21 protein-coding genes and 1 pseudogene are annotated in these 21,924 nt (G+C 74.1%); 14 read left to right on the top strand and 8 right to left on the bottom strand.

All coding sequences use genetic code 11. From position 1 onward, the window contains the following. Nucleotides 1-111 precede the first annotated feature (111 nt). The 3 genes from RMN57_RS35170 (at nt 112) to RMN57_RS35160 (ending at nt 3,143) form a co-directional block, all read left to right on the top strand. On the top strand, nt 112-615 hold the full coding sequence (locus tag RMN57_RS35170; protein ID WP_313767350.1) for a GNAT family N-acetyltransferase: 504 nt from the start codon (nt 112-114) through the stop codon (nt 613-615). 108 nt (nt 616-723) lie between these two features. Continuing rightward, complete coding sequence (locus RMN57_RS35165; protein ID WP_313767349.1) at nt 724-2,064, top strand: radical SAM protein; 1,341 nt, start codon at nt 724-726, stop codon at nt 2,062-2,064. Beyond that, complete coding sequence (locus RMN57_RS35160; RefSeq protein WP_313767348.1) at nt 2,061-3,143, top strand: aminotransferase class I/II-fold pyridoxal phosphate-dependent enzyme; 1,083 nt, start codon at nt 2,061-2,063, stop codon at nt 3,141-3,143. The genes RMN57_RS35165 and RMN57_RS35160 overlap by 4 nt, the downstream gene beginning before the upstream one ends. A gap of 96 nt (nt 3,144-3,239) precedes the next feature. On the opposite strand, the gene RMN57_RS35155 is transcribed toward RMN57_RS35160, so the two are convergent. After that, nucleotides 3,240-3,899 carry a DUF1906 domain-containing protein gene (locus tag RMN57_RS35155; protein ID WP_313767347.1) on the bottom strand — a complete coding sequence of 220 codons (660 nt, stop codon included), beginning with the start codon at nt 3,897-3,899 and terminating at the stop codon, nt 3,240-3,242. 554 nt (nt 3,900-4,453) lie between these two features. On the opposite strand from RMN57_RS35155, the gene RMN57_RS35150 reads away from it, so the two are divergent. Continuing rightward, nucleotides 4,454-4,960, top strand: a complete 507-nt coding sequence (locus tag RMN57_RS35150) for a GNAT family N-acetyltransferase (RefSeq protein ID WP_313767346.1) — start codon at nt 4,454-4,456, stop codon at nt 4,958-4,960. Nucleotides 4,961-5,023: 63 nt separating this feature from the next. On the opposite strand, the gene RMN57_RS35145 is transcribed toward RMN57_RS35150, so the two are convergent. Beyond that, complete coding sequence (locus RMN57_RS35145) at nt 5,024-5,863, bottom strand: alpha/beta hydrolase (RefSeq protein ID WP_313767345.1); 840 nt, start codon at nt 5,861-5,863, stop codon at nt 5,024-5,026. A gap of 103 nt (nt 5,864-5,966) precedes the next feature. Then, nucleotides 5,967-6,359 carry a helix-turn-helix domain-containing protein gene (locus RMN57_RS35140; RefSeq protein ID WP_313767344.1) on the bottom strand — a complete coding sequence of 131 codons (393 nt, stop codon included), beginning with the start codon at nt 6,357-6,359 and terminating at the stop codon, nt 5,967-5,969. 164 nt (nt 6,360-6,523) lie between these two features. Here RMN57_RS35140 and RMN57_RS35135 point away from each other — a divergent pair, with 164 nt between their 5' ends. Beyond that, nucleotides 6,524-7,378 (top strand): NAD(P)H-binding protein, encoded by an 855-nt coding sequence (locus RMN57_RS35135; protein ID WP_313767343.1) that lies wholly within the window; start codon nt 6,524-6,526, stop codon nt 7,376-7,378. Between the two features lie 78 nt (nt 7,379-7,456). Here RMN57_RS35135 and RMN57_RS35130 read toward each other — a convergent pair whose 3' ends face one another. Together RMN57_RS35130 and RMN57_RS35125 are read right to left on the bottom strand one after the other, a co-directional pair. Continuing rightward, entirely contained in the window at nt 7,457-8,641 is a 1,185-nt protein-coding gene (locus RMN57_RS35130; RefSeq protein ID WP_313767342.1) for a DUF6745 domain-containing protein, read from the bottom strand. Between the two features lie 199 nt (nt 8,642-8,840). After that, complete coding sequence (locus tag RMN57_RS35125; protein ID WP_313767341.1) at nt 8,841-9,167, bottom strand: hypothetical protein; 327 nt, start codon at nt 9,165-9,167, stop codon at nt 8,841-8,843. A gap of 154 nt (nt 9,168-9,321) precedes the next feature. Here RMN57_RS35125 and RMN57_RS35120 point away from each other — a divergent pair, with 154 nt between their 5' ends. The 6 genes from RMN57_RS35120 to RMN57_RS35095 all read left to right on the top strand — a co-directional run bounded on the left by RMN57_RS35120 (nt 9,322) and on the right by RMN57_RS35095 (nt 15,883). Beyond that, nucleotides 9,322-10,275, top strand: coding sequence for an STM4015 family protein (locus RMN57_RS35120; RefSeq protein ID WP_313767340.1), 954 nt, complete (start codon nt 9,322-9,324; stop codon nt 10,273-10,275). Nucleotides 10,276-10,371: 96 nt separating this feature from the next. Continuing rightward, entirely contained in the window at nt 10,372-11,307 is a 936-nt protein-coding gene (locus tag RMN57_RS35115) for an STM4015 family protein (RefSeq protein WP_313767339.1), read from the top strand. Further along, nucleotides 11,288-12,430 (top strand): STM4014 family protein, encoded by a 1,143-nt coding sequence (locus RMN57_RS35110; RefSeq protein WP_313767338.1) that lies wholly within the window; start codon nt 11,288-11,290, stop codon nt 12,428-12,430. Before RMN57_RS35115 ends, RMN57_RS35110 begins: the two co-directional genes overlap by 20 nt. Before the next feature lie 134 nt (nt 12,431-12,564). Further along, entirely contained in the window at nt 12,565-13,383 is an 819-nt protein-coding gene (locus RMN57_RS35105) for an STM4013/SEN3800 family hydrolase (protein WP_313768068.1), read from the top strand. After that, nucleotides 13,380-14,849 (top strand): STM4012 family radical SAM protein, encoded by a 1,470-nt coding sequence (locus RMN57_RS35100; RefSeq protein ID WP_313767337.1) that lies wholly within the window; start codon nt 13,380-13,382, stop codon nt 14,847-14,849. The genes RMN57_RS35105 and RMN57_RS35100 overlap by 4 nt, the downstream gene beginning before the upstream one ends. Beyond that, nucleotides 14,846-15,883, top strand: coding sequence for an STM4011 family radical SAM protein (locus tag RMN57_RS35095; protein ID WP_313767336.1), 1,038 nt, complete (start codon nt 14,846-14,848; stop codon nt 15,881-15,883). The genes RMN57_RS35100 and RMN57_RS35095 overlap by 4 nt, the downstream gene beginning before the upstream one ends. A gap of 60 nt (nt 15,884-15,943) precedes the next feature. Here the strand turns inward: RMN57_RS35095 and RMN57_RS35090 are convergent, their stop codons facing one another. After that, a complete protein-coding gene (locus tag RMN57_RS35090; protein ID WP_380234525.1) occupies nt 15,944-17,524 on the bottom strand; it encodes a M4 family metallopeptidase in 1,581 nt (526 codons plus the stop codon). Nucleotides 17,525-18,288: 764 nt separating this feature from the next. Between RMN57_RS35090 and RMN57_RS35085 the strand changes: the two genes are divergently transcribed. The 3 genes from RMN57_RS35085 (at nt 18,289) to RMN57_RS35075 (ending at nt 21,100) form a co-directional block, all read left to right on the top strand. Next, nucleotides 18,289-18,675 (top strand): VOC family protein, encoded by a 387-nt coding sequence (locus RMN57_RS35085; RefSeq protein ID WP_313767335.1) that lies wholly within the window; start codon nt 18,289-18,291, stop codon nt 18,673-18,675. 440 nt (nt 18,676-19,115) lie between these two features. Continuing rightward, entirely contained in the window at nt 19,116-19,820 is a 705-nt protein-coding gene (locus RMN57_RS35080; RefSeq protein ID WP_313767334.1) for a molybdopterin-dependent oxidoreductase, read from the top strand. A 287-nt stretch (nt 19,821-20,107) separates the two neighbouring features. Next, nucleotides 20,108-21,100 carry an NAD-dependent protein deacetylase gene (locus RMN57_RS35075; protein ID WP_313767333.1) on the top strand — a complete coding sequence of 331 codons (993 nt, stop codon included), beginning with the start codon at nt 20,108-20,110 and terminating at the stop codon, nt 21,098-21,100. Between the two features lie 200 nt (nt 21,101-21,300). Here RMN57_RS35075 and RMN57_RS35070 read toward each other — a convergent pair. Both RMN57_RS35070 and RMN57_RS35065 read right to left on the bottom strand, forming a co-directional pair. After that, a pseudogene (locus tag RMN57_RS35070) lies at nt 21,301-21,570 on the bottom strand (GNAT family N-acetyltransferase); the annotation flags it as partial. Nucleotides 21,571-21,654: 84 nt separating this feature from the next. Continuing rightward, the gene (locus RMN57_RS35065; protein WP_313767332.1) at nt 21,655-21,816 is read right to left on the bottom strand and encodes a hypothetical protein; all 162 of its coding nucleotides are present in this window, start codon (nt 21,814-21,816) and stop codon (nt 21,655-21,657) included. Nucleotides 21,817-21,924: the final 108 nt, after the last annotated feature.

Below are 21,924 nucleotides of genomic sequence, written 5' to 3'. Positions count from 1 at the left end.
ACGTCGCGTTAGGTCATGGTGACCGATTCGCGCGCGGCGGTGGCACGCCTACCGTCGTACTCGTTCGACCGGCACCGCCGGCGTCGACCACCGGAACAGGGAGAAGACTTGATGTTCAGTATCGAAACGGCCCGGCTGCGACTGCGCCCGTACACCCCCGAGGTCGCCGAGCAGGTCGTCGCCGGCGTCCGCCCGGACAACGGCTGGAGCCCCGGCTTCCCGCGGGAGGACGACCGGGACGTCGCGCGGATGTTCCTCGCCGCGCCGCAGGGCGAGCCGCTGTTCTCGCCGTTGCTGATCGAGCTGCTCAGCAACGACCTGGTGATCGGCGGCATCGGGTTCTTCGGCCCGCCCGACGAGGCGGGAGCCGTCGGGCTGGGGTACGGCGTCGCCCCTGAGGTCGAGGGCCGCGGTTACGCCACCGAGGCGCTGCTGGCCCTGCTGCACCAGGGGTTCGCCGACGGGCGGGTGCGGCGGGCGCTCGCCGACACCGCCCACGACAACGCCGCCTCGCAGCGGGTGCTGGAGAAGGCCGGGCTGCACCGGATCTCCTCCGACGACCGCCTCCACTACTACGTCCTCGAAGGAGGCGGCCCGACCGGCTCGCTTCGGTAGGACTCCCCCCTTGCAGGCGCAGGGCAGGGTTGCCGGGCCCGTGCCGTCGGGGCACCGTTCCCGGAATATCAATGATCACGGGGAGGCCCGTTCGTGCATGATGACGGCATGAACCGCAGCGACCAGCGCTTCCACGTCATCGTGCTGTCGAACTTCGCGAAGGGCTTCGACAAGTACGCGTTCGCCTACGGCAAGGCGGGGATCCCGGAGAGCACCTACCCCGACCGGTTCCACCTGCTGACCCGTGCGGAGCTGGGTATCGGCATCGGCAAGGCGCGACGCCTGCTGGACCGGCTGGCCATTCCGGGCGACCGGCTGCTGGTGCTGGAGACCACGGTGGACCCCGACAAGCTGGTGCCCAACACGTCGACCGGCCTCGGCATGGAATGGCACGAGGCTCGCATCCGGTTGTCGGCGGTCCACGAACTAGACCACGTGGGCGGGGAGTCCACCCTGCGCCCGACCACCGTCGAGGACGCGATGGCGGCCTCGCTGCAGCTGCACGGATCGGCACTGCGTCACTACGCCGACATGCGACCGCGCTCGGTCTCGGTTCTGCCGGTCGCCTCCGCCTGCCAGGCGCGGTGTTCGTTCTGCTTCTCCTCGGCGTCGATCTCCAGCGACCAGGCGCCGGCACGGGTCCCGTGGGACGCGGTCGCCCACTGGCTGGAGCGCGCCCGCACGGCGGGTGCCGAGCGTGCAGTGATCACCGGCGGCGGGGAGCCCACGCTCATACCGTTCGACCAGCAGCTGCGGCTGGTCTCCGCCTGCGCGGCGGCCTTCCCGAAGGTCGTCCTGATCACCAACGCGCACACCCTGGCGAAGGGCCGACACGCCGACCGGGCCGGCCGGCTGGCGGACCTGAGCGCCGCGGGCCTGAACGTGCTGGCGGTCTCCCGGCACCATCAGGACGACGCCGTCAGCGAGAGGCTGATGATGCTGAACACGCCCGTGAACTCCGTGGTCGACACCTGGCGCACGGAACGCGACCGCTGGCCGGGCCTGCGGATGAGGCTGATCTGCGTGCTCCAGCGCGGCGGCGTGGCCGACGCGGCCGGCGTCGCCGACTACCTCTCGTGGGCCGCGGCGCTCGGCGTCGAGGAGGTCTGCTTCAAGGAGCTCTACGTCTCCACCAGCACCGAGTCGCTCTACTTCGACCGCGCGGCCAACGTCTGGAGCCGGGAGCACCAGGTTTCGCTGTCCGTGGTCACCCGGTTCGCCGAGCAGCACGGCTTCGAACCGGCGAGCCGCCTGCCCTGGGGCGCGCCGGTCTACCGCGGCAGCTGGGACGGCCGGCCGATGCGGATCGCCGCCTACACCGAGCCCAGCCTGCTCTGGGAACGCACCAACGGGATCGCCCGCAGCTGGAACGTCCTGGCCGACGGACGCTGCTACGCCTCGCTGGAGGACCGGGCCAGCGAGATCGTGCCGGAAGGGGCGGCGGCATGAGGTTCGACGAGTTCCAGGAGTTCCGGCAGCGGCAACTCGGTGCTTCCCCCCTGCTTCTGGACGCCGCGGAGACCAATGTGTACCGGGCGCTCGCACCGGCGCGCCCGGAACCGCCGACCGATCTGAGCACGGTGCACCGGTGCGATCTCGCCCGGGCCTGGCTGCGGCGCTTCGAGCTGCCGGAGGACTGGTCCCGCCACGCCATGGTCTGCCGGGGAGTCCGGCACGGGCTCGGCGTGGTGTTCCACTGGCTGCGCGAGGTGCAGGCGCGGCTGTGGTTGCCCGGCGACGTCTATCCGGTGTACTTCGAGCTGGCTCGCGCCGCGGGCCTGACGCCCGGGTCCTACCCGACGCTGCCGGCGCCGGTCCTGCCCGGGGCGCCGGCGGCGGACCGGCCCGAGTACCTGCTGCTCGCCAACCCCAGCAAGCCGCTCGGCCGGTACCTGTCCGATGCCGAGTGTGCCGCGGTGGTTGCGTGGCTGGAGGAATCACCGCGCCGCCGCCTGCTGATCGACTGCGTCTACGACCTGGGAGCCCCGTTCGCCGCCGGGACACGGCGGCTGCTGGACACCGGTCGTGCGGTCCTGCTGCATTCGGTCACCAAGGGGTGGCTGTGGCCGCGCACGTTCGGCGTGGTCCTGCTGGGTCCGGCACGGGCGGCCGGCGTGGCCGGGCCGGGCGAGCCGGGCGACCTGACCGACCCAGCTGGCCTGGCCGACCTGGCCGACCTGGCCGAGGCGTTCCGGGCGGATCCGCCGGCGCCGGCACAGCTGAGGCTCGCCGACCGCCTCCTGACCGAGCACAGCGACGTGCCCCGGCAGGTCGTCGACGAACTGGCCGCACGGGCCGGGCGGTTGTTCGAACGGTTGCCGGACGAGGTGCTCGGGGCGATTCCCGCCGCGAGCCGGACGTGTCCCGGCAACTACTTCTTCCCGGTCGACATCCCGGCGGAGACACTCCGGCGCGAACACGGCGTGCTCGCCGTACCCGTCGGCGTGTTCGGCGAGAGCAGCTGGTCCGGCTCCGTCCTCACCAGCCTGGCCGCCACCTTCGGCCCGCCGCCGACGGTGGCGCGATGAGCCGCTGATGGGGCCGGCCGGACACGCCGATGCGGACCGGAGCTCGCCGGGGCGCCCACCGACATCCGCGGCCCCGCGCCCCGGTCCACCCGCCGGCTACCGGACCCCACCGGCCACCAGGCCGTCCAGCTCGTCGGCGTCGACGTTGAGCGTCACCCCGCCGTACGTTTCGTCGGCGCCGCCCCGGTACTGATGGATGCGGCGGCCGGTCCACAGGTCGTCGGGCAGCCCAGCCTGCCCGGTGGTCGTGGCGTGCCCGTCCCAGCGGGCGTACCAGATCGCGTCGGGCATCGGGGCACGCCCGGCCCGGGCGGCGGCGACGAGGTCGGCGATGCCGGAGCTCATGCTGGAGTAGAAGCCCGACCGGTACCCGGCCGCCTGAAGCGCCCGGGTCCAGCCCACGGTGAAGTCGACCACCGCCCGGCTGCACACCGCGTCGCCCGCCGGATACGCCTCCATGTCGAGGTACACCGGGCTGCCCGGCCCCAGCCCCAGCGCCTGCAGCGCCGCCGCCGCCTCGTCCGCCTCCTGTCCGCCCTGCTCCTCGGCCCGGGCCGGGTCGATCCGCAGCGGCTTGTCCTCCCGCTCGGCGCAGGGTGCCTGGAGCCCGACGTGCGTGGGCACCAGCCGCCACCCCATCGCCCGGACCGTGCCCACCCACTGGGGCGTCAACCGGGTCTGCGCGCAGGCGCGCTGACTGCCGCTGCTGTAGATGTTCACCGCACCGTACGGCGAGGAGACACGCCAGGCAACCATGGCCTCCACGGGCGGGGCAGAGCAGGCGTCGAACCCGGCCCCGGTGAACCGGTACTCCGGCAGTCCGTCGGCAGGACCGTCCGGCGGCACGGCAAAGGGCGAAGGAAGGGCGACCGACGACACCGCCGCCGGAACGGCAGCCGGATCCCACCCACCGAGCGCGCTCGCCTGGGCCGTACCCGGGAGCATCACCAGCGCAACCGTCAGGAACGCGGTCCGAGAGAGAAGGTGCATCCCCCTGTCCTAGCCGTCCACCCACGGGTCTCCCCCGCCATCGCGCCGACGCGCCGCGTCCGTTCACCCGGAATCACCACACCTCCGGCCCGCCGCACTCGCCGCTCTGCCGCGCTCCGGCCACCCGGTCAGGCTTGTCCCACCGGAGTCGGACGGGAGCCCGCCAGGTCGGCTTCCGCTTCGGAGATGGATCAGCCCCCGCGCGCGGGCCCGGCTCCCCGACCGCCCGCGCCCTTCCCGGCGCGGGCGGCCGGTGCGCCGACGGCCGGCAGGGCCCCGAATTGCCTCCGGTCACGGCGTCGGTCCTGGACAATCAGGTCATGCGTATACGAGAAGTTCGCACCGAGGACCTGCCGCTGCTCCAGGACGTCGAGAGGGCGGCCGGGCGGTACTTCCACGACATCGGCATGCCCGAGATCGCGGACGACGAGCCGCTGCCGCTCGACGAGCTCGCCCGGTACCAACGGGCAGGGCTGGCCTGGGTGGCCGTCAGCGAGGGCGACGTTCCGGTGGCCTACCTCATCGCCGACCACGTCGACGGGAACCTGCACGTCGAACAGGTCTCGGTGCACCCTGACAGTGCGCGCCGAGGCATCGGACGGTCGCTGCTGGACCATCTCGCCGAACGGGCGGCGACCCACGGCATCCCGGCCCTGACCCTCACCACGTTCGCCGACGTGCCGTGGAACGCCCCCTACTACGCACGCTGCGGCTTCCGTCCGCTGGACGACGGCCTGCTCGGCCCGGACCAACTGGACATCCGTGCAAGGGAAGCAGCCCACGGCCTGGACAGGTGGCCACGGCTCTTCATGCGCCGACCCGTGTGACAGCGGCCTCGCGCTCGTGAACACCACGAGGCCGACCCGTCTCCGCCGACCCGGCCGGCCCGCCTACCCCAGGAGGGCGGTGACCGCCGAGACGAAGCGGTCGGCGTCGTCGAGCCACGGGAAGTGGCCGGCACCGGGCTGGACGACCAGTTCGGCGTCCGGGTAGAGACCGGCGAGCTCGGCGACGGCGCTCGGCGGGGCCGACAGGTCGACCTCACCGGCGAGGACCAGGACCGGCGCGGCGAGCGTAGCGAGTGCGGCCCGGGTGGCCTGCGGGTCGAAGGCGCCCTCGGAGCCGTGGACGGCCGCGGCCTCGTCGTTGCGCAGCTCGTCCCCGGCCGCGGCGTGCGCCCGGGACGTCTCGTCCCAACGGCCGTATGTGAACGGCGAGATGGCCGCCCAGTCGGTCGGCGTCGCCCGGCCGGCCACGATCGCCTCCAGGGCTGCGAACGCCTCCGGGAACCACGGCTCCTCCTTGCGGAGCAGCGCCGTCTGCAGCCTGGTGTCCCCGGTGATCGTGACTCCGACGGCGAACACGCTCGGCGTGATCAGGACGAGCCTGGCGACGTGTTCGGGGTATCGCTCCGCGTAGCGGGCCGCCAGGTTGGCGCCGGCGGAGTGCGCGAGGAGGTCGATCCGCTCCAGGCCGAGGTGCTCGCGCAGCGCCTCGACGTCCTCCACCAGCCGGTCGCACCGGTAGCTCGCGGTGTCCGCGGGCACCGCCGACCGGCCCGTCCCGCGGTGGTCCAGCATGATCACCTGACGGTGGGCGGGCAGGCCGCCGAGGTCACCGAGGTAGCGGGAGTCGGACATCGGCCCGCCGGGCAGGCAGACCAACGGGGCTCCGTCACCGAAGACGTGGTAGGCCAGTTCGGTGCCGTCGTGGGCGAGGAAGGTGGGCATGGCGGCGACCATCTCACCCGTCGTCCGCGCAGGTCAACCGCGTTGATCAAGGCTCGCTCGGCGCCTGAAGGCGAACCGGGCGACCGCTTCCACGCCGGGGCGGTCAGCGCGCGGGCGTGTCGTCGTACTCCTGGCGGGCCTGTTCGACGCGGTCGAGGTTGGCGGCCGACCACTCCACCAGGCTGGCGAACAGCGGCGCCAGGCTGCGGCCGAGCTCGGTGATCTCGTACTCGACCCGCGGCGGCACCTCGGCGTGGTACGTCCGCCGCACCAGGCCGTCGCGCTCCAGCTGGCGCAGCCGCTGGGTGAGCACCTTGGGGGTGATCGCGGCGACCCGGCGCTGCAGCTCCACGTACCGCTGGCGGCCGTGCTCGTTCAGCGTCCAGAGGATCGGGGTGGTCCAGCGGCTGAAGACCAGGTCCACCACCGGGCCGATCGGACAGGCCCGGCCCGGGTCCGTCGATCCGTCGGCCGTCGCCCAGTCCGCCTCACCCACAGCGCTCCCCCTCCCGAGCCGGGTCACTTTCCTCTAGGTACCTACTGTACGCAGGCTGTTAGCGTCTCCCTGTCGCCGCGCACGGGAGCCCCCGAGGCGACATCAACTCTCCTTGTTCACAGGTGAGTTCAAGAGATTTCGACGGAGAGAACGGGACAACTGTGATGATCGTGGTGACGGGTGCGACGGGCAATGTCGGGCGGCCGCTGGTGCAGGCCCTCGCGGCGGCGGGTGAGCAGGTGACGGCGGTCTCGCGGCGGCCTTCGGACGCTTCGCTGCCGGTGGGTGTGCGACATCACCGCGCCGACCTGACGGACGCCGGGAGCCTGCGGCCGGCCCTGGACGGCGCCGAGGCGCTGTTCCTCCTCCTCTCCGGCGAGGTGCTGGCAGGTGCGGACGGTCGGAGCGCGCACGCACTGCTCGACGCGGCCAAGGCGGCGGGGGTGCGCCGGGTGGTGCTGCTCTCCTCCCAGGTCTCCGGGACGCGGCCCGGGTCCGTCTCGCACGCACCGCTGGTGGCGTACGAGGAGGCGGTCCGGGAGTCCGGGCTCGACTGGACGATCCTGCGGCCGAGCGGCTTCCACTCCAACGCCTTCGCCTGGGCGGAGCCGGTCCGGACCCGACGGACCGTGCCGGCGCCGTTCGGCGACGTGGCCCTGCCCACCGTGGACCCGGAGGACCTGGCCGCGGTGGCCGCCACCGTCCTGCGCGACGGACGCGCGCACGCCGGCCGGACGTACGTGCTGACCGGCCCCGCGCCGGTCTCCCCGCGCGAGCAGGCGGACGCCCTCGGGGCCGCGCTCGGCGAGCCCGTGCACTTCGTGGAGCTCGGCCGGGAGGCCGCCCGGGCGCACCTGCTGCAGTTCATGCCGGAGCCGGTCGCCGAGGGCACCCTCGACGTCCTCGGCGAGCCGACCGACGAGGAGCGGCTGGTCGGTCCGGACGTGGAGCAGCTGCTCGGCCGGCCGGCCGGCACCTTCGCCGACTGGGCGCGCCGCAACGCCCCGGCCTTCCGGTAGACCACCGGACGTCGCCCGGCCGACGGAGGCTCGTGGGCGGGACCGGCCCGGGCCGGTCCCGCCTCGGCCGCGAGGCACTCAGGTCTCGCGCTCCGGGCGGTAGTCCGCCTCCGCTATGCCGAAGGTCCAGGCCACGCCGGCCCGGGCGGTGCGGGTGCTCGGCGGGACGCGCAGCCAGTAGGTGCGGAACGTGCCGTCCGGCTCGGCCGTGGAGTTGACCACCTCCACCATCACCACCGGTTCGTCGTCCGGGAGTTGGATCCGCCACAGCACGCCGGTCTGGTCGCGGTGGAGCGGTTCGGCGCCGGAGTCCGCGAGGTAGCGCTCGTAACCGTAGTGCTCCAGCAGGACGCGGCGCAGCTCGGCGTTCTCCTCGGTCCGGATCCGTTCGGCGGTCACCTCGCCCAGGCCGGCCAGGAATTCGGCGGGCACGGGCATGCCCCGCCAGGCGTGCAGGGCGAAGCCGTCGGCGAACTCCAGGGCCGGGCCGTCGGCGCGGTCCAGCCGGCCGGCCTCGTCGCGGTGCAGCGCTACCGGACGTTCGCTGACCAGGGCCACGCCCTCGTACGGCCACCACCAGCCGGCGCCGCGGGCGACGCCGGCGATCGCGGCCAGGCCGGCGGTTGCGGTGTCCGGGCCGGCGGTCGAGGCAACCGGGCCGGCGGTCGAGGCGTCCGGGCCGGTCGCGGTGTCCGGGCCGGTCGCGATGGCAGCCGGTTCGCCGAGCGGGACGCCCGCGGCCTCGAACGCGGCGAACCACGGTGCGTCGTGCTGGCCCCGGACGCCGTCCAGCAGGGCGAGCCGGGCGGCGGTCCGGCGCTCGCGGGCCTCGGCGACCTCCTCCTGCCCGCTTCGCTCCCGGTCCGGCTCGGGGGCGAGCTCGTCGAGCACGGCGTCGCGGATCCGGTCGGCCAGCGCATTGCCGACCGGGCCGAGCTCACCACCGGTGAGGGCCCAGAGCTCCGACCATCCGGCCGCGCCGACCCGTTCGACCGCCTGCCGCCGGGCCTCCTCCCAGGGCGCGGTGCGGACCGCCTCGCGCACGCTCACCGCGCCGGCCGTACGCAGCTCCAGCGCCGCCCGGGCCGCCGCGGCCGGGGAACCGAACCACCGGATGTCCGCGGGCTCGGCCACCCCGGCCGCGCGGTAGGCGGCCCGCACCGCGCGCTCGACCGCGGCCCGGTCGGCCGTCCCGGTGGCCGCCGCGTTCGCCCGCCAGCGCGCCGCCGCCTCGGCGGGCAGTACCGCCTGATCCGTCACCATCACCTGCTCCGATCCCGGCCGGGGCACTCCGCCCGGCCGTCCGACTCCTGTGTCCCGTTCCGTACGCGGCCACCGCCGGCCGCGTGGCCGCCTCGGCCTCCGTCGCCACCGCGGCGCGCGCCCGACGCCCGGCGCGCAGGCGGCTACCCCGACCGGTGGCCGCCCCCCCCGGCGACCGACCCGCCCGGTGGCCGATCCGTCAGTCCGCGACCATCCGCACCGCGCCCGGCACGTACTCGCGCTGGCGGACCACCCGGTACCAGCCCTTGGGCAGCGGTATCGCCGCGTGCTCCTCGTGCACCACCCGGCCGCCCTCGGGCAGGTGCAGCCAGACCGCACCGAACGGACCGGCCTCCCGACGCAGCTGCCCCGGGCCGACCACGGCGTGCGCGTGGCCGGTCACCTCGCCCAGGGCCAGCACCAGCCGGCCCCGCACGTCCCTCGGCTGCCCGGGCAGGTCGGCCACCCTCGGCGGCACCGCCGCCTCCTCCACCGGCACGATCAGCACATCACCCTGGCGGTACATCAGCCCTCCCACACCGATCCGACCGGACGCCGGATCTCCCACGTCGGAACGTAGGCCGAGGGTCTGACAACGCGCCCGGAATGCGCCCCCGCCGCCGGATTGTCCGACCCGCCTGGTAGACATCTGTTCGGTCCCGACCCCGGAGGAGCAGCGCATGACGGTCAACGAGCACATCCAGCAGTTCCACGGCCTGCCGGTCTTCGACCTCTACGAGGCGGTCGTGCAGGACGGCGAGCTGCCCGACGCGGCGTCGGTCGCGTGGAAGGTCGGCATCGAGTTCGACTCGTCGTGGACGTTCGTGGAGCTCTGGGAGCACTTCACCGAGAAGGTGGACACCGCGCGGGTCACCGCGGTGGTGGTCGGCGAGTGGTCGCACGACGGGCCGGAGAGCTTCGCCGAGCCGCTGGCGGCCGTCCTCGCCTCGGCCGACCGGCTGCCGGGGCTGCGCGGCCTGTTCATCGGCGACATCACGTACGAGGAGAACGAGATCTCCTGGATCGACATGGTCGACGTCACGCCGGTGCTCACCACGTTCCCGCTGCTCCGGGAGCTGGTGGTGCGCGGCGCGTCCGGGCAGACGGTCGAGGGCGAGGGCATCGGGGTGCAGCCGGTGCGGCACGAGCACCTGCGCGCGCTGCGCTTCGAGTCGGGCGGCCTGCCGGCCCAGGTGCTGCGGGCCGTGGCGAGCAGCGATCTCCCGGCGCTGGAGCGCCTGGAGTTCTGGCTCGGTGTGGCGGGCTACGGCGGTGACGCCACCCTGGACGACCTGGCGCCGTTCCTGGACGGCTCGCGGTTCCCGGCGCTGCGCCACCTCGGCCTGCAGGACAGCGAGATGCAGGACGAGATCGCCGCCGCCGTCGCCCAGGCCCCGGTCGTGGCCCGGCTGGAGTCGCTCAACCTCTCCATGGGCGTCCTCACCGACCAGGGCGCGGCCGCCCTGCTGGAGGGCCAGCCGCTCACCCACCTGCGGGCGCTCGACCTGCACCACCACTTCCTGACCGAGGCGATGCAGGAGCGGGTGCGCCAGGCCCTGCCCGGCGTGGCGGTCGACCTCTCCGTGCCCGGCAAGCCGGACGACAGGTGGCGGTACGTCGCCGTGGCCGAGTAGCCGACGCCGCCGCGCGGCCGGGCCGCAGACCCGGACCCGACCGCCTACGCCCCTGCCCCCGCACCCCAGCAAGCACCAGCGCCGCCAGGAGAAACCATGGCCGTCTCCCGCCACATCGAAGAGTTCCACGGGCTGCCCGTGTTCGCGTTCTACGCCGATCCCGGCGACCGGCGCGAGCTGCCCGCCGCCGACGCGGTCGCCTGGCGGATCTCGGTGGACTACGGCGCCGGCACCGAGTTCGAGGACTCCTGGCGTGCGTTCCACGCCGCCGTCGACCCGTCCGCGGTGAAGGCGCTGGTCATCGGCCCCTGGTGGGCCGAGGACTACGAGCCCGTCACCGCCACGCTCGCCGCTCTCGTCCGCGATGCCGCACTGTTCCCGGCCCTCGAAGCGCTCTTCGTCGCCGACGTGACGTTCGACGAGTGCGAGATCTCCTGGCTGGAGATGGCCGACGTCACCGCGCTGCCGACGGCCTTCCCGCAGCTCGCCGAACTCGTGGTGCGCGGCGGCACCGGCCTGGCCCTCACCCCGTTCCGGCACGACCGGCTGAGGGTCCTGCGGTTCGAGGCGGGCGGCCTGCCGAGCTCGGTGGTGGAGGCGGTGACGGCGTCCGAGCTGTCCGCACTGGAGCGGCTCGACCTCTGGCTCGGCGTCGACGAGTACGGCGGCGACGCCGGCCTCGGCGACCTCGCCCCCGTCCTCGACGGGGCCCGCTTCCCGGCGCTGCGCCACCTCGGCCTGGCCAACAGCGAGATCCAGGACGAGATCGCCGCCGCCGTCGCCCAGGCCCCGGTCGTGGCCCGGCTGGAGTCCCTGAACCTCTCCATGGGCGTCCTCAGCGACGAGGGCGCCGCCGCCCTGCTGGAGGGCCAGCCGCTCACCCACCTGCGGGCGCTCGACCTGCACCACCACTACCTCACCGAGGCGATGCAGGAACGACTGCGCCAGGCCCTGCCGGGCGTGGAGCTCGACCTCTCCGACGCCGAGCACGAGGACGACCCGGAGGACCGCTATGTCGCGGTCGCCGAGTAACCGGCCGGCGGTGCTGGGCAATCCCGGCCACCGGCGGGTGACGCTGTTCGCCGCCGCGGCCCGGGCCGCCGGCCTGCCCGAACCGGCCGTAGTGCCGTGGATCGACGTCCTGCGCGGCACGTTCCACGTGCCCGAGGGCAGCCTGCTGCGGATCGACTCCCCGGGTGAGGACGAGGCCGTGGACGCGTTGCTGCGCCGACCGGTCCTCGGTGCCGGCTACGCGCCGACCAGGGTCGAGGGCGGGGCGGCCTGGTACGCGGGGGTCGTCGCGGCCCTCCGCGCGGTGGCCCGGGTGCCGGGCGTCCGCCTGCTCGGCGATCCGGAGGAGATCGCCGTGATGTTCGACAAGCGCCGCGCCCACGACCGGCTGGCCGCCGCCGGGGTACCGGTCCCCCGGGCCCTGACCGGCCCGCCCGTGGCCGGCTGGGGGGACCTGCGGGCCCGGCTGGAGACGGCCGGACTGCGCCGCGTCTTCGTCAAGCCGGTGCACGGCTCCTCGGCGTCCGGGGTGGTGGCGCTGGAGTTCGGTCCGCGGGGGCAGGTCCTGGCCACCACCTCGGTCGAATCGGAGGACGGCCGCCTGTACAACTCGCTGCGGGTCCGGCGCCATCGGGACGAGCGGACGGTGGCCGAGCTGGTCGACCGCCTCGCGCCCGACGGCCTGCACGTCGAGCAGTGGATCCCGAAGTCCTCGCAGTCGGGGCGCTCGGCGGATCTCCGGGTGGTGGTGATCGGTGGGCGCGCCACCCACGCGGTGGTGCGGACCAGCACCCAGCCGATCACCAACCTCCACCTCGGCGGCGCCCGCGGCAGCCTCGACCTCGCACAGCAGGCCGCGGGCAACGCCTGGCCGGCCCTGCTGGAGACGGCGGAGCGGGCGGCCGCCTGCTTCCCGAACTCCCCCATGGTCGGCGTCGACGTGCTGCCGGCCGGTGGCTGGCGGCGGGCCCTGGTCGGCGAGGTGAACGCCTTCGGCGACCTGCTGCCCAACCTCACCGGCCTGCCCGGCGGCCCGGCCGAGGGCCTCGACACCTACGCCGCCCAGCTCGCCGCACTCCACCGCACCGACCCCGACGGCCGGCCCGAACCGGCCGACCGCACACGCCTGGAACCGATCGGATGAACCACCAGAACCCCCGTACCCACCACCGCGCGGACGCCGAAGCCAGCCCGACCGCGGCGACCAACGCCACGGCTCCGACCAACGCTCCGGCTCCGAGCGCCGCCACGGCGAACGCCGCCGACGCGACGCCCGACATGAACGCCGTGGTGGGCAGCCACGACCTGCTCCTGGTCACCCTCGACACCCTGCGATTCGACGTCGCCGAGGAACTGGCGGCGGCCGGCCGGATCCCCAACCTCGCCGCCCACCTCCCGGGTGGCCGGTGGGAGCGCCGGCACTCGCCCGGGAGCTTCACCTACGCCTCGCACCAGGCGATCCTGGCCGGCTTCCTGCCCACTCCGGCCTCCCCCGACGGGCCGCACCCGCGCCTGTTCGCGGCCCGCTTCGCCGGCTCGGAGACCACCGCCCCGCGCACCTGGGTCTTCGACACGCCCGACCTGCCGAGCGCCCTCGCCGCGACCGGGTACCGGACGGTCTGCATCGGCGGCGTCGGGTTCTTCAACAGGCAGGGCGCCCTGGGTTCGGTGCTGCCCGGGCTGTTCCAGGAGAGCCACTGGGAGCCCGAGATGGGCGTTCCCTCGCCCGTCTCCTTCGAGGCGCAGGTCGCCCGGGCCGAACGGGTGGCCGCCGAACAGCCTGCGGAGCAGCCGCTCTTCCTCCTCCTCAACGTGTCAGCCCTGCACCAGCCCAACTGGTTCCACCTGCCCGGCGCGACCCGCGAGGACGGGGACTCCCGCGCCAGCCACGCGGCCGCGCTGGAGTACGTGGACGCGCACATCGGTCGGCTCTTCGCCGCGATGAGCGCGCGCCGGCCGTGCTTCGCGATCGTCTGCTCCGACCACGGCACCGCCTACGGCGAGGACGGCTACACCGGCCACCGGATCGGCCACGAGGTGGTCTGGACGGTCCCGTACGCGCACTTCACCATCCCCGCCACCGGAGCGACCGTATGACCGTCACCCCCGCCGGCACGCCGGCCGCCCCTGCAACCCCGGCCGCCCCTGCAACCCCGGCCGCCTCGGGCACCGCGGCCGTCCCGGCAGTCTCGGCCCTCCCGGTCACGCAGGTCGCCCCGACCACCCCGGCGACCCCCGCTGCCGCCGCGTCCGGATCGCCGTACCAGTCGTACGTCTACGCGTACCCGCACAAGACCGCCTACCGGGCACTGCCGGAGCGCCCGCCGCTGCGCGAGCTGTGGGCCGGCGAGCCGCAGCACGCCCTCTCGCTGTACCTGCACATCCCGTTCTGCGAGGTGCGCTGCGGCTTCTGCAACCTGTTCACCCGGATCGGCAGTCCCGAGGGCCTGACCACCGCCTACCTGGATGCGCTCGACCGCCAGGCCGCCGCGGTCCGCGAGGCGCTGGCCGGCGACGCCCGGTTCGCGCTGGCCGCGTTCGGCGGGGGCACGCCCACCTACCTCTCGGCCGGTGAGCTGGAGCGGCTCTGCGACATCGCCGAGCAGCGGATGGGCGCCGACCTGCAGGCCGTCCCGCTCTCCGTGGAGGCCTCCCCCGCCACCGCGACCGCCGACCGGCTGGAGGTGCTGGCCACCCGGGGCACCACCCGCCTCAGCCTGGGCGTGCAGTCCTTCATCGACCGCGAGGCCCGCTCGGCCGTACGCCCGCAGAAGCGTGCCGAGGTCGAGGCCGCCCTCGGGCGGATCCGCGCCGCCGGGTTCCCCGTCCTCAACATCGACCTCATCTACGGCATCGACGGCCAGACCGAAGCCAGTTGGCTGCACTCGCTCGACGCCGCCCTCGCCTGGCAGCCCGAGGAGCTGTACCTCTACCCGCTGTACGTCCGGCCGTTGACGGGCCTGGCCCGGCGCGGTGAGCCGGAGAGCCCGGCCGCATGGGACGCCCGGCGGCTCGCGCTCTACCGGGCCGGCCGCGACCACCTGCTCGACCGGGGGTACCGGCAGGTGTCGATGCGGATGTTCCGCCGCGCCGCGTCCCCGCAGGCCACCGCCGGCGAGTACGCCTGCCAGACCGACGGCATGGTCGGCCTCGGCTGCGGTGCCCGCTCCTACACCTCGCGGCTGCACTACTCCTTCGACTACGCGGTGGACGCCACCGAGGTCCGCGGCATCATCGACGCGTACGTGGCCACCGGGGACTTCCACCGCGCCGAGTACGGGCGGTACACGACGCCCGAGGAGGCCCGGCGGCGCCACCTCCTCCAGTCGCTGCTCCAGGCCGAGGGCATGGAGCTGGCGGACTACCGGGCCCGGTTCGGCTCCGCGCCCGCCGAGGATTTCCCGGTCGAACTGGCCGCGTTCGAGGCACACGGCTGGCTGGCGGACGGCGGCGGGCCGCGCCTGGCGCTCTCCCCCGAGGGTTTGGCGCACTCGGACGCGGTCGGTCCGATGCTGTTCTCCCCCGAGGTGTGCCGGCTGATGGCGGAGTACGAGGCGAAATGACCTTCCTCGGCATGCCCGCGATCGGCCCGGTGCCAGGCATCGCCCCGGCGGGCGCACCTACGCCCGCCGAATCACCCGCCCCCTCCGACGCACCCGCCCCCGCCGCATCGCCCGCCCCCGTCGACGCGCCCGGCGGCGGCCTCGACCTGTCCCTGCTCTACCGCGGCCCGCTCGCCTCCTGCGACTACGACTGCCCGTACTGCCCGTTCGCGAAGCGGCGCGACACCCCGGAGCAACTACGGGCGGACCGCGCGGCGTTGGAGCGGTTCACCGGCTGGGTCGCGGGCAGGGCGGGCACGGGCGACACGCTGTCGCTGCTGTTCACCCCGTGGGGCGAGGGCCTGGTGCGGTCCTGGTACCGGCGCGCCCTCGTCGAACTGAGCCGCCTGCCGCACGTCCGCCGGGTGGCGATCCAGACCAACCTCAGCTGCCGCACCGACTGGCTGGCCGAGGCCGACCTCACCACCCTCGCGCTCTGGGTGACGTACCACCCCGGACAGGTCGGCCACGAGCGCTTCGTCGCCAAGTCCCGGGAACTCGACCGGCTCGGTGTGCGGTACAGCGTCGGTGTGGTGGGCGAGCCCGATCACCTGACGGCGGCCCGCCGGCTCCGCGCAGAGCTCTCCCCCGCGGTCTACCTGTGGATCAACGCCGCCGAGGGCCGCACGTACACCGACGCCGAGGCCGCCGACTGGCAGGCCCTCGACCCGCACTTCGGGTACAGCCGGCACGCCCACCCCAGCGCGGGCCGCCCCTGCCGTACCGGCGAGTCGGTGCTCTCGGTCGACGGCGACGGCACCGTCCGCCGCTGCCACTTCGTCCGGGACGCCCTCGGCAACCTGTACGACGGCTCGTACCGGGCGCAGCTCCGGGCCCGCCCCTGCCCGCTGCCGGTCTGCGACTGCCACATCGGCTACGTCCACCTGGAGACCCTGCCGCTCTACGAGGTCTTCGCCGGGGGCGTCCTGGAGCGGGTGCCGCACGACCGGCAGCCGCAACGGGAGCCGGCGGCGCGGGAAGTGAGGGCCTCGTGAGGGCGGCCGCCCGGGTGTCGCCCGGGGCGGCCGCCGCACGGATGGGGCCGATGCCGGGGGTCAGTTGACGTTGACCGCCGACCAGGCCGCCGCGACCGCCGCGGACTCGGCCGAGCCGGCGCCGTAGAGGTCGGTGGCGGCCTTGAGGGTGGCGGTGCGGGCGCCCGCGTAGTTGGTGGTGGACGTCATGTAGACGGTCAGCGCCCGGTACCAGACCTGCAGCGCCTTGTCCCGGCCGATGCCGGTGACGGTGGCGCCGTTGGAGGTCGGGCTGTTGTAGCTGACGCCGTTGACGGTCTTGGCGCCGCTGCCCTCGGCCAGCAGGTAGAAGAAGTGGTTGGCCACGCCGGACGAGTAGTGGACGTCCAGGTTGCCGACGCCGGAGGACCAGGAGTCGGCGGAGCGCCCGTCCTTGGAGGGCTTGTCCATGTAGCGCAGCGGCGTGCCGTCGCCGTTGATGTCGATCAGCTCGCCGATCAGGTAGTCCGGGGTGTCGGCGGGCAGGTCGGCGTACCACTCGACGCCCGTGCCGAAGATGTCGGAGGTGGCCTCGTTCAGACCGCCGGACTCGCCGGAGTAGTTCAGGCCGGCGGTGTTGGACGTGACGCCGTGGCTCATCTCGTGGCCGGAGACGTCGAGGGCGGTCAGCGGGTTCCGGTTGGAGGCGCCGTCACCGTACGTCATGCAGAAGCAGGCGTCGGACCAGAACGCGTTCACGTAGTTCTTGCCGTAGTGGACGCGGCTGACGGCGCCGACGCCGTCGCCCCGGATGCCGAGGCGGCCGAAGGCGTACTTGTAGAAGTCCCAGGTGGCGCCGGCGCCGAACTGGGCGTCCACGGCGGCGGACTGGTTGTTGGCCGCGGTGCCGTCGCCCCAGACGTTGTCGGCATCGGTGAAGAGCGTGCCCTGGCCGCTCTGCCTGTTCTTCAGCGAGACGGTGTACTGGCCGCCGCGGGTGTTGTCCTTGAGCTCGTAGGTCGAGCCGGTCCAGTTGGTCGTCAGCGTGACGCTGCCGACGAACACGCCCTTGCCCGAGCCGGTCGCGTTCGAGGTCTGCACCTGCTCGTGGGTGGAGAGGACCTCGCCGCCGCCGGCGTCGGTGACGACCAGCATGCTGCTCGGCGTGCCGTCGGCGCGGATGCCCTCGACGGTGGTCCGGTAGGCCAGCCGCGGGGTGCCGGTGGCGGCCCAGACGACCAGTTGGGCCGTGCCGGGCCGGTCGACGGAGACCAGGGCGGGCCCGTCGCCGTCGGAGACACCGACGGTGGCGCGCACGGCCGCGGTCGCCGTGGCGGCGGCCTGCGCGGCGGTGAGCTTCGGGCTGAGCGAGGCCGGTGCGATGGAGCCGGGGACCGCGCGGTCGGTGGACTTGACGGCCCCCTTGGCGTCCTGGTGGATGATCAGGTCGCCGCCGAGCACCGGCAGGCCGGCGAAGGTGCGCTCGTAGCGGAGGTGGCGGGTGCCGTCGGCGTCCACGACGGTGTTCTTCGCGACGAGCCCCTCCGGACCGGAGAGGCCGAGCGCGCGGGCCGTGGCGTCGGGCGCGGGGGCGGCGTGTGCCACGCCGGCACTGACCTGGATCACGCCGGCCAGCAGGGCCGAGGCGGACAGAACGGCTCCGAGGGCGAGCTTACGCTTCACGAAGGTGTTCCTTCCGTGTCTACCGCGTGTGCGCGGTCGCGCCGCGCTCCGAGGCGCCGGGTTGGCGCGCACTGGGGCGGAACGGGCGCTGACGTGCGCCCGTGCGAGGGTCGGCACCCACCGATGCGGGGAAGTGCGGGTGCCGATCGCGCCGGGTGGCCGGAATCATGACGAAGGATCAGGTCCGGCGAACAGACCGCCCACAGTGATTGGCAGGAGCTCGCCAGACGGCCCGCCCCGCGGGCGGACGGGGGTCGGTGGTCGCCGGGCGCATCCCCGCAGGCCGCGGGAGCCGCGGACCGGCGGACCCGCCGCGACGGCGTCCGAGCCGGGGCTGCCGGATCGGGCCCTTTCGCCGAAGGGCCGCACCAAGGCCTTGGCGGAATCCCGCCAGTGCACGCCGCTTGCCCGGCGAAACCGAATTCAGTAGGCGGCCGACACGAATTCGGCAGGAATGCAGGCGAATTCCGGGCACGACTTCGAGGCGAATGCCGCTCATCGGCATTCACCCGACGGGACGGACGGAATTCGCCTCTCCGCCAGGTCCGGGTGGACGCCTTGGGCCGTCCGGTGGATCCCCCCTTCCGATCGCGCAAGCCCGGAGGAATGCGGGGCCCGCCTCTACTCAGCGGCCGGGGACCCGCCTGCGTCACACCACGCCCGCCCGGCGCACCGCCCCGCGCCGCCCGGCCACCGGAGGGCCTCGGAATCCCGCCGGGCGCACTGGGCCCGGGCGCGCCTAGCCTGGTAAGTAGGAGGAGGCGATGGACATGCTTGGAGACGCACCGTTGGTGGCCATCATCCCGGCGGCCGACATAGCACGGGCCAAGAGCTACTACACGGACACCCTCGGCCTGAAGATCAGCGACGACAGCGGCCCGGACCTGACGTTCGAGTGCGGCGGCACCGAGTTCGGCATCTACGAGACCCCGAGTGCCGGGCAGGCGGCGCACACCCTGGCCAGCTTCAAGGTCGACGACCTGGACGCCGCGATGACCGCGCTGCGCGGCCGCGGAGTCACCTTCGAGGAGTACGACATGCCGGGCCTGAAGACGGTCAACGGCGTGGCCGAGGCCGAAGGCATGCGCGCGGCCTGGTTCAAGGACAGCGAGGGGAACATCCTCTGCCTCAACGAGCGCAGCAGCGGCTGACCCGACAACCCGACCGGCCGTCGTACGCGGCGGGGCCCCACCCCCGGCCCCGCCGCGTAGGCGGACGGCCGGCTTCAGCAGGAGCGGAGTCCCCGGCAGGTCGCCCCCCGCACCGACGGGCCGGGGGGCGGGGTGCTGTGCGCTTCGGTGCGCTTCGACGCCGGCGGGAAGGGGGCGCCTGCCCCCACCACCTCTGCCCGGTGGACCGGCCACGCTCCCCGACAGTGGTGGAAGTGTCGTTTCCTCCAGCCTGCGGGCCGATCTTGCGGCGGATCGCCCAGGCATTGGGGACTGTTGGCAGATGCGGGCGATCCACTACCTTGCCCATGGCACATGCGCCATAGAAGTAGGCATCCGGCTCGCATCTGCAATGCACCCCGCGGTCCGCGCGGCGGTGCGCGCAGCCACGCGCGCCCGGGCCGTCCGGGAGGGAACAGTCCATGCGAGACCGCCGCGAGAACCGCTCCGCCGACCGGCGCCGGCGAGGCGGGGGAGGACGCGGAGCGGCACGTCCGGCCGTCTGCCTGGCCGCCGCAGCCCTCCTCGCCCTGCCGCTGGCCGGGTGTGCGAGCGGATCCGCCGGCTCGGGCGGGTCGTCGTCCGCACCCGCCGCCGCACCCACCGCCGCCGCCACCGGCTCCCCGAGTGCGTCTGCCGCGGCCGGTACCCCCACCGCTTCCGCCACGCCGCTGAAGCCGGGCGAGGTGCGGATCACCGGGCAGGTGGACAAGCCCTACACCGTCACGGCCGCCGACGTCCGCAAGCTGCCGCAGGTGTCGGTGTCGGTCGAGTTCACCAGCGCCAAGGGCCCGCAGGCCCACACCTACGAGGGCGCGCTGCTGAGCACCGTGGTCACCGCGGCCGCGCCCCGTTTCGACCAGAGCAAGAAGAACCCCTTCCTGCGGGGCGTCGTGGTGGCCACCGGCGGCGGTGACTACCGGGCCGTCCTCGCCTGGGCCGAGCTCGACCCAGGCTTCGCCAAGAGCCAGGTCCTGCTGGCGGTCTCCGAGGACGGCAAGCCCTTCGACGACGCCGCCGGGCCGCGGCTCGTCGTCCCCCAGGACACCAAGGGCGGCCGCTACGTCTCCGAGCTCAACCAGCTGTGGGTCGGCACCGTCGACGCGGTGGTCGACGGTGCCCGCTGAGCCGGTGCCGACTGCACCGGGCGGCGCTCCGAGCACCCCGCCGAGCACCCCGCCGAGCACCCCGCCGGGCGGCTCGCCGGCAGGGCCGAACGCCACCGCTCCGCCGCGGCCGGCCCGACGGGCCGTACTCGGCGCCGGCGGGCTGGCCGCCCTCCTCGCCGGGGGCGCCACGGTCGGGGCCGCCACGACCGCGGCGGCTACGTGGGCCAGGCACTGCTGGAGGGCTGACGCCGGCCCGCCGATGCGACCGGATCCGCGTCGCGCATCGCAGGACTAGGCTGCTGACCATGGGTGCGTATCCGACGTCCGGGGAGTCCGTGGCGCGCCGGGCCGGTCCGACGGGCGGGTCCGCAGCCGTGGACGGGGCCGCGGCCGTCCCCGGCCGGACGGCAGGGACCGGCGCGGGGCTGGAGGCGGTGGAACGGCTGCTGGCCGGGCGCGGGGTCGTCGTCCTGAGCGGGGCCGGCCTGTCCACCGAGTCGGGGATTCCGGACTACCGGGGCGCCACCGGCAGCCGGCGCCGCGGCACACCGATGACGTACCAGGAGTTCACCGGGAGCGAGGCCGCCCGGCGCCGGTACTGGGCGCGCAGCCACCTCGGGTGGCGGGCGATCGCCGGGGCCGAGCCGAACGCCGGGCACCGAGCAGTCGAGGCGCTGCGCCGATCCGGGCACGTCTCGTCGGTGATCACCCAGAACGTCGACGGGCTGCACCGGGCGGCCGGCACGGCGGACGCGGTGGAACTGCACGGCGGGCTCGACCGGGTGGTCTGCCTCGGGTGCCGGCGCACCAGCGCCCGCGCCGCGCTGGACCGCCGGCTGGAGGTGCTGAACGACGGCTTCCGGGAGGCGGAGGCACCGCTCAACCCGGACGGGGACGTCGAGCTCGCGGACGAGCGGGTGGCCGCGTTCCGGGTCGCGGCGTGCGAGGCGTGCGGCGGGGTGCTCAAGCCCGACGTGGTGTTCTTCGGCGAGGCCGTCCCCAAGGAACGGGTCGAGCAGTGCTACCGGCTGGTCGACGCGGCGCGGGCGCTGCTCGTCCTGGGCTCGTCGCTGACCGTCCTCTCGGGGCTCCGGTTCGTCCGCCACGCCGCCCGCGGGGGCCGGCCGGTCGCGATCGTCAACCAGGGCAGGACGCGCGGGGACGACCTCGCGGTCGCCACGGTCGCGCTCCCGCTCGGCAGCACGCTGAGCGCGCTGGCCCACCGCCTCGCACCGCCCACCGAAGCGCCGCCGACCGGAGCACCGCCCACCGGGACACCGCCCACCGAAGGAAGGTGACAGTCCACCAGGCGGCGCGGCGCCCGACCGCGGGGCGCGGCCGCCGGGATCGGCGGAAGGTCCGTGCGCACGGCCGCCCGGCCGTCGGCGGAGGGGCGCATCGCCCAATTGGCCCGACCGGAGGGCGGATCTAGGGCGTGTATCGAAAGCACGGACAGGCCGGGCGGGGTGATGTCCCGGTCCGGCCCGTCCACTCTCTGCTAAAGGTCGAGCTGATACTGGTGTGTCGTGTGCGTGGGTGTGTAGCCGAGACCGTCGTTGACCCGTCGCATGTGCGCGTTGCTGTCGGCGGTGTCGGTCAGGAGGTCACCGAGGTCCGGATAGTCCCTGTGGGCCTGTCGGATCGACTCGGCCTTCATCCATCGGCCGAGGCCGTGACCTCAGTGCTCGGGCAGCACCCCCGTGCCGTAGTGCTGGCCGTCACCTGTGCCGTTGCCGGGGATGACGAGTTCGGTGAAGGCGGCGGTCGAGTCGCAGAGTTGAGCTCGGCCGCCTCTTGACTGACCCCTGACCTGACGGCGAAACGCCGCGGCTTGCCGGGGCGTTTCCTCAGTTCAGCGCAAGCCGTCTGTGTCGTCGTGCTCTTCGCCGACTGGGAGTGGCCGACGGTCCTCCACCGGGTCATCGCTGTAGATGACCGCGGAGACCGCGCTGTCGTAGGCATCGTCGAGGCCGTTACCGCTTGCGTCGAGTATGTTCTCCCAGTCAATTCCCATACCTACGAGCCTACCCGTAGTGTTCGAGGAATCGAGCGATGTGGGCGTTGAGCTCGTCCGCCTGGGCAAAGATCGCAGCTTCCTCTCCTGGAAGGTGGGCGGCGCGGC

The organism is Kitasatospora sp. CM 4170 (assembly GCF_032110285.1).
GTDB classification, from domain to species: domain Bacteria; phylum Actinomycetota; class Actinomycetes; order Streptomycetales; family Streptomycetaceae; genus Kitasatospora; species Kitasatospora aburaviensis.
Note: the sequence above shows the minus strand (reverse complement) of the source record. Positions and strands in the feature narration are given on the sequence as shown.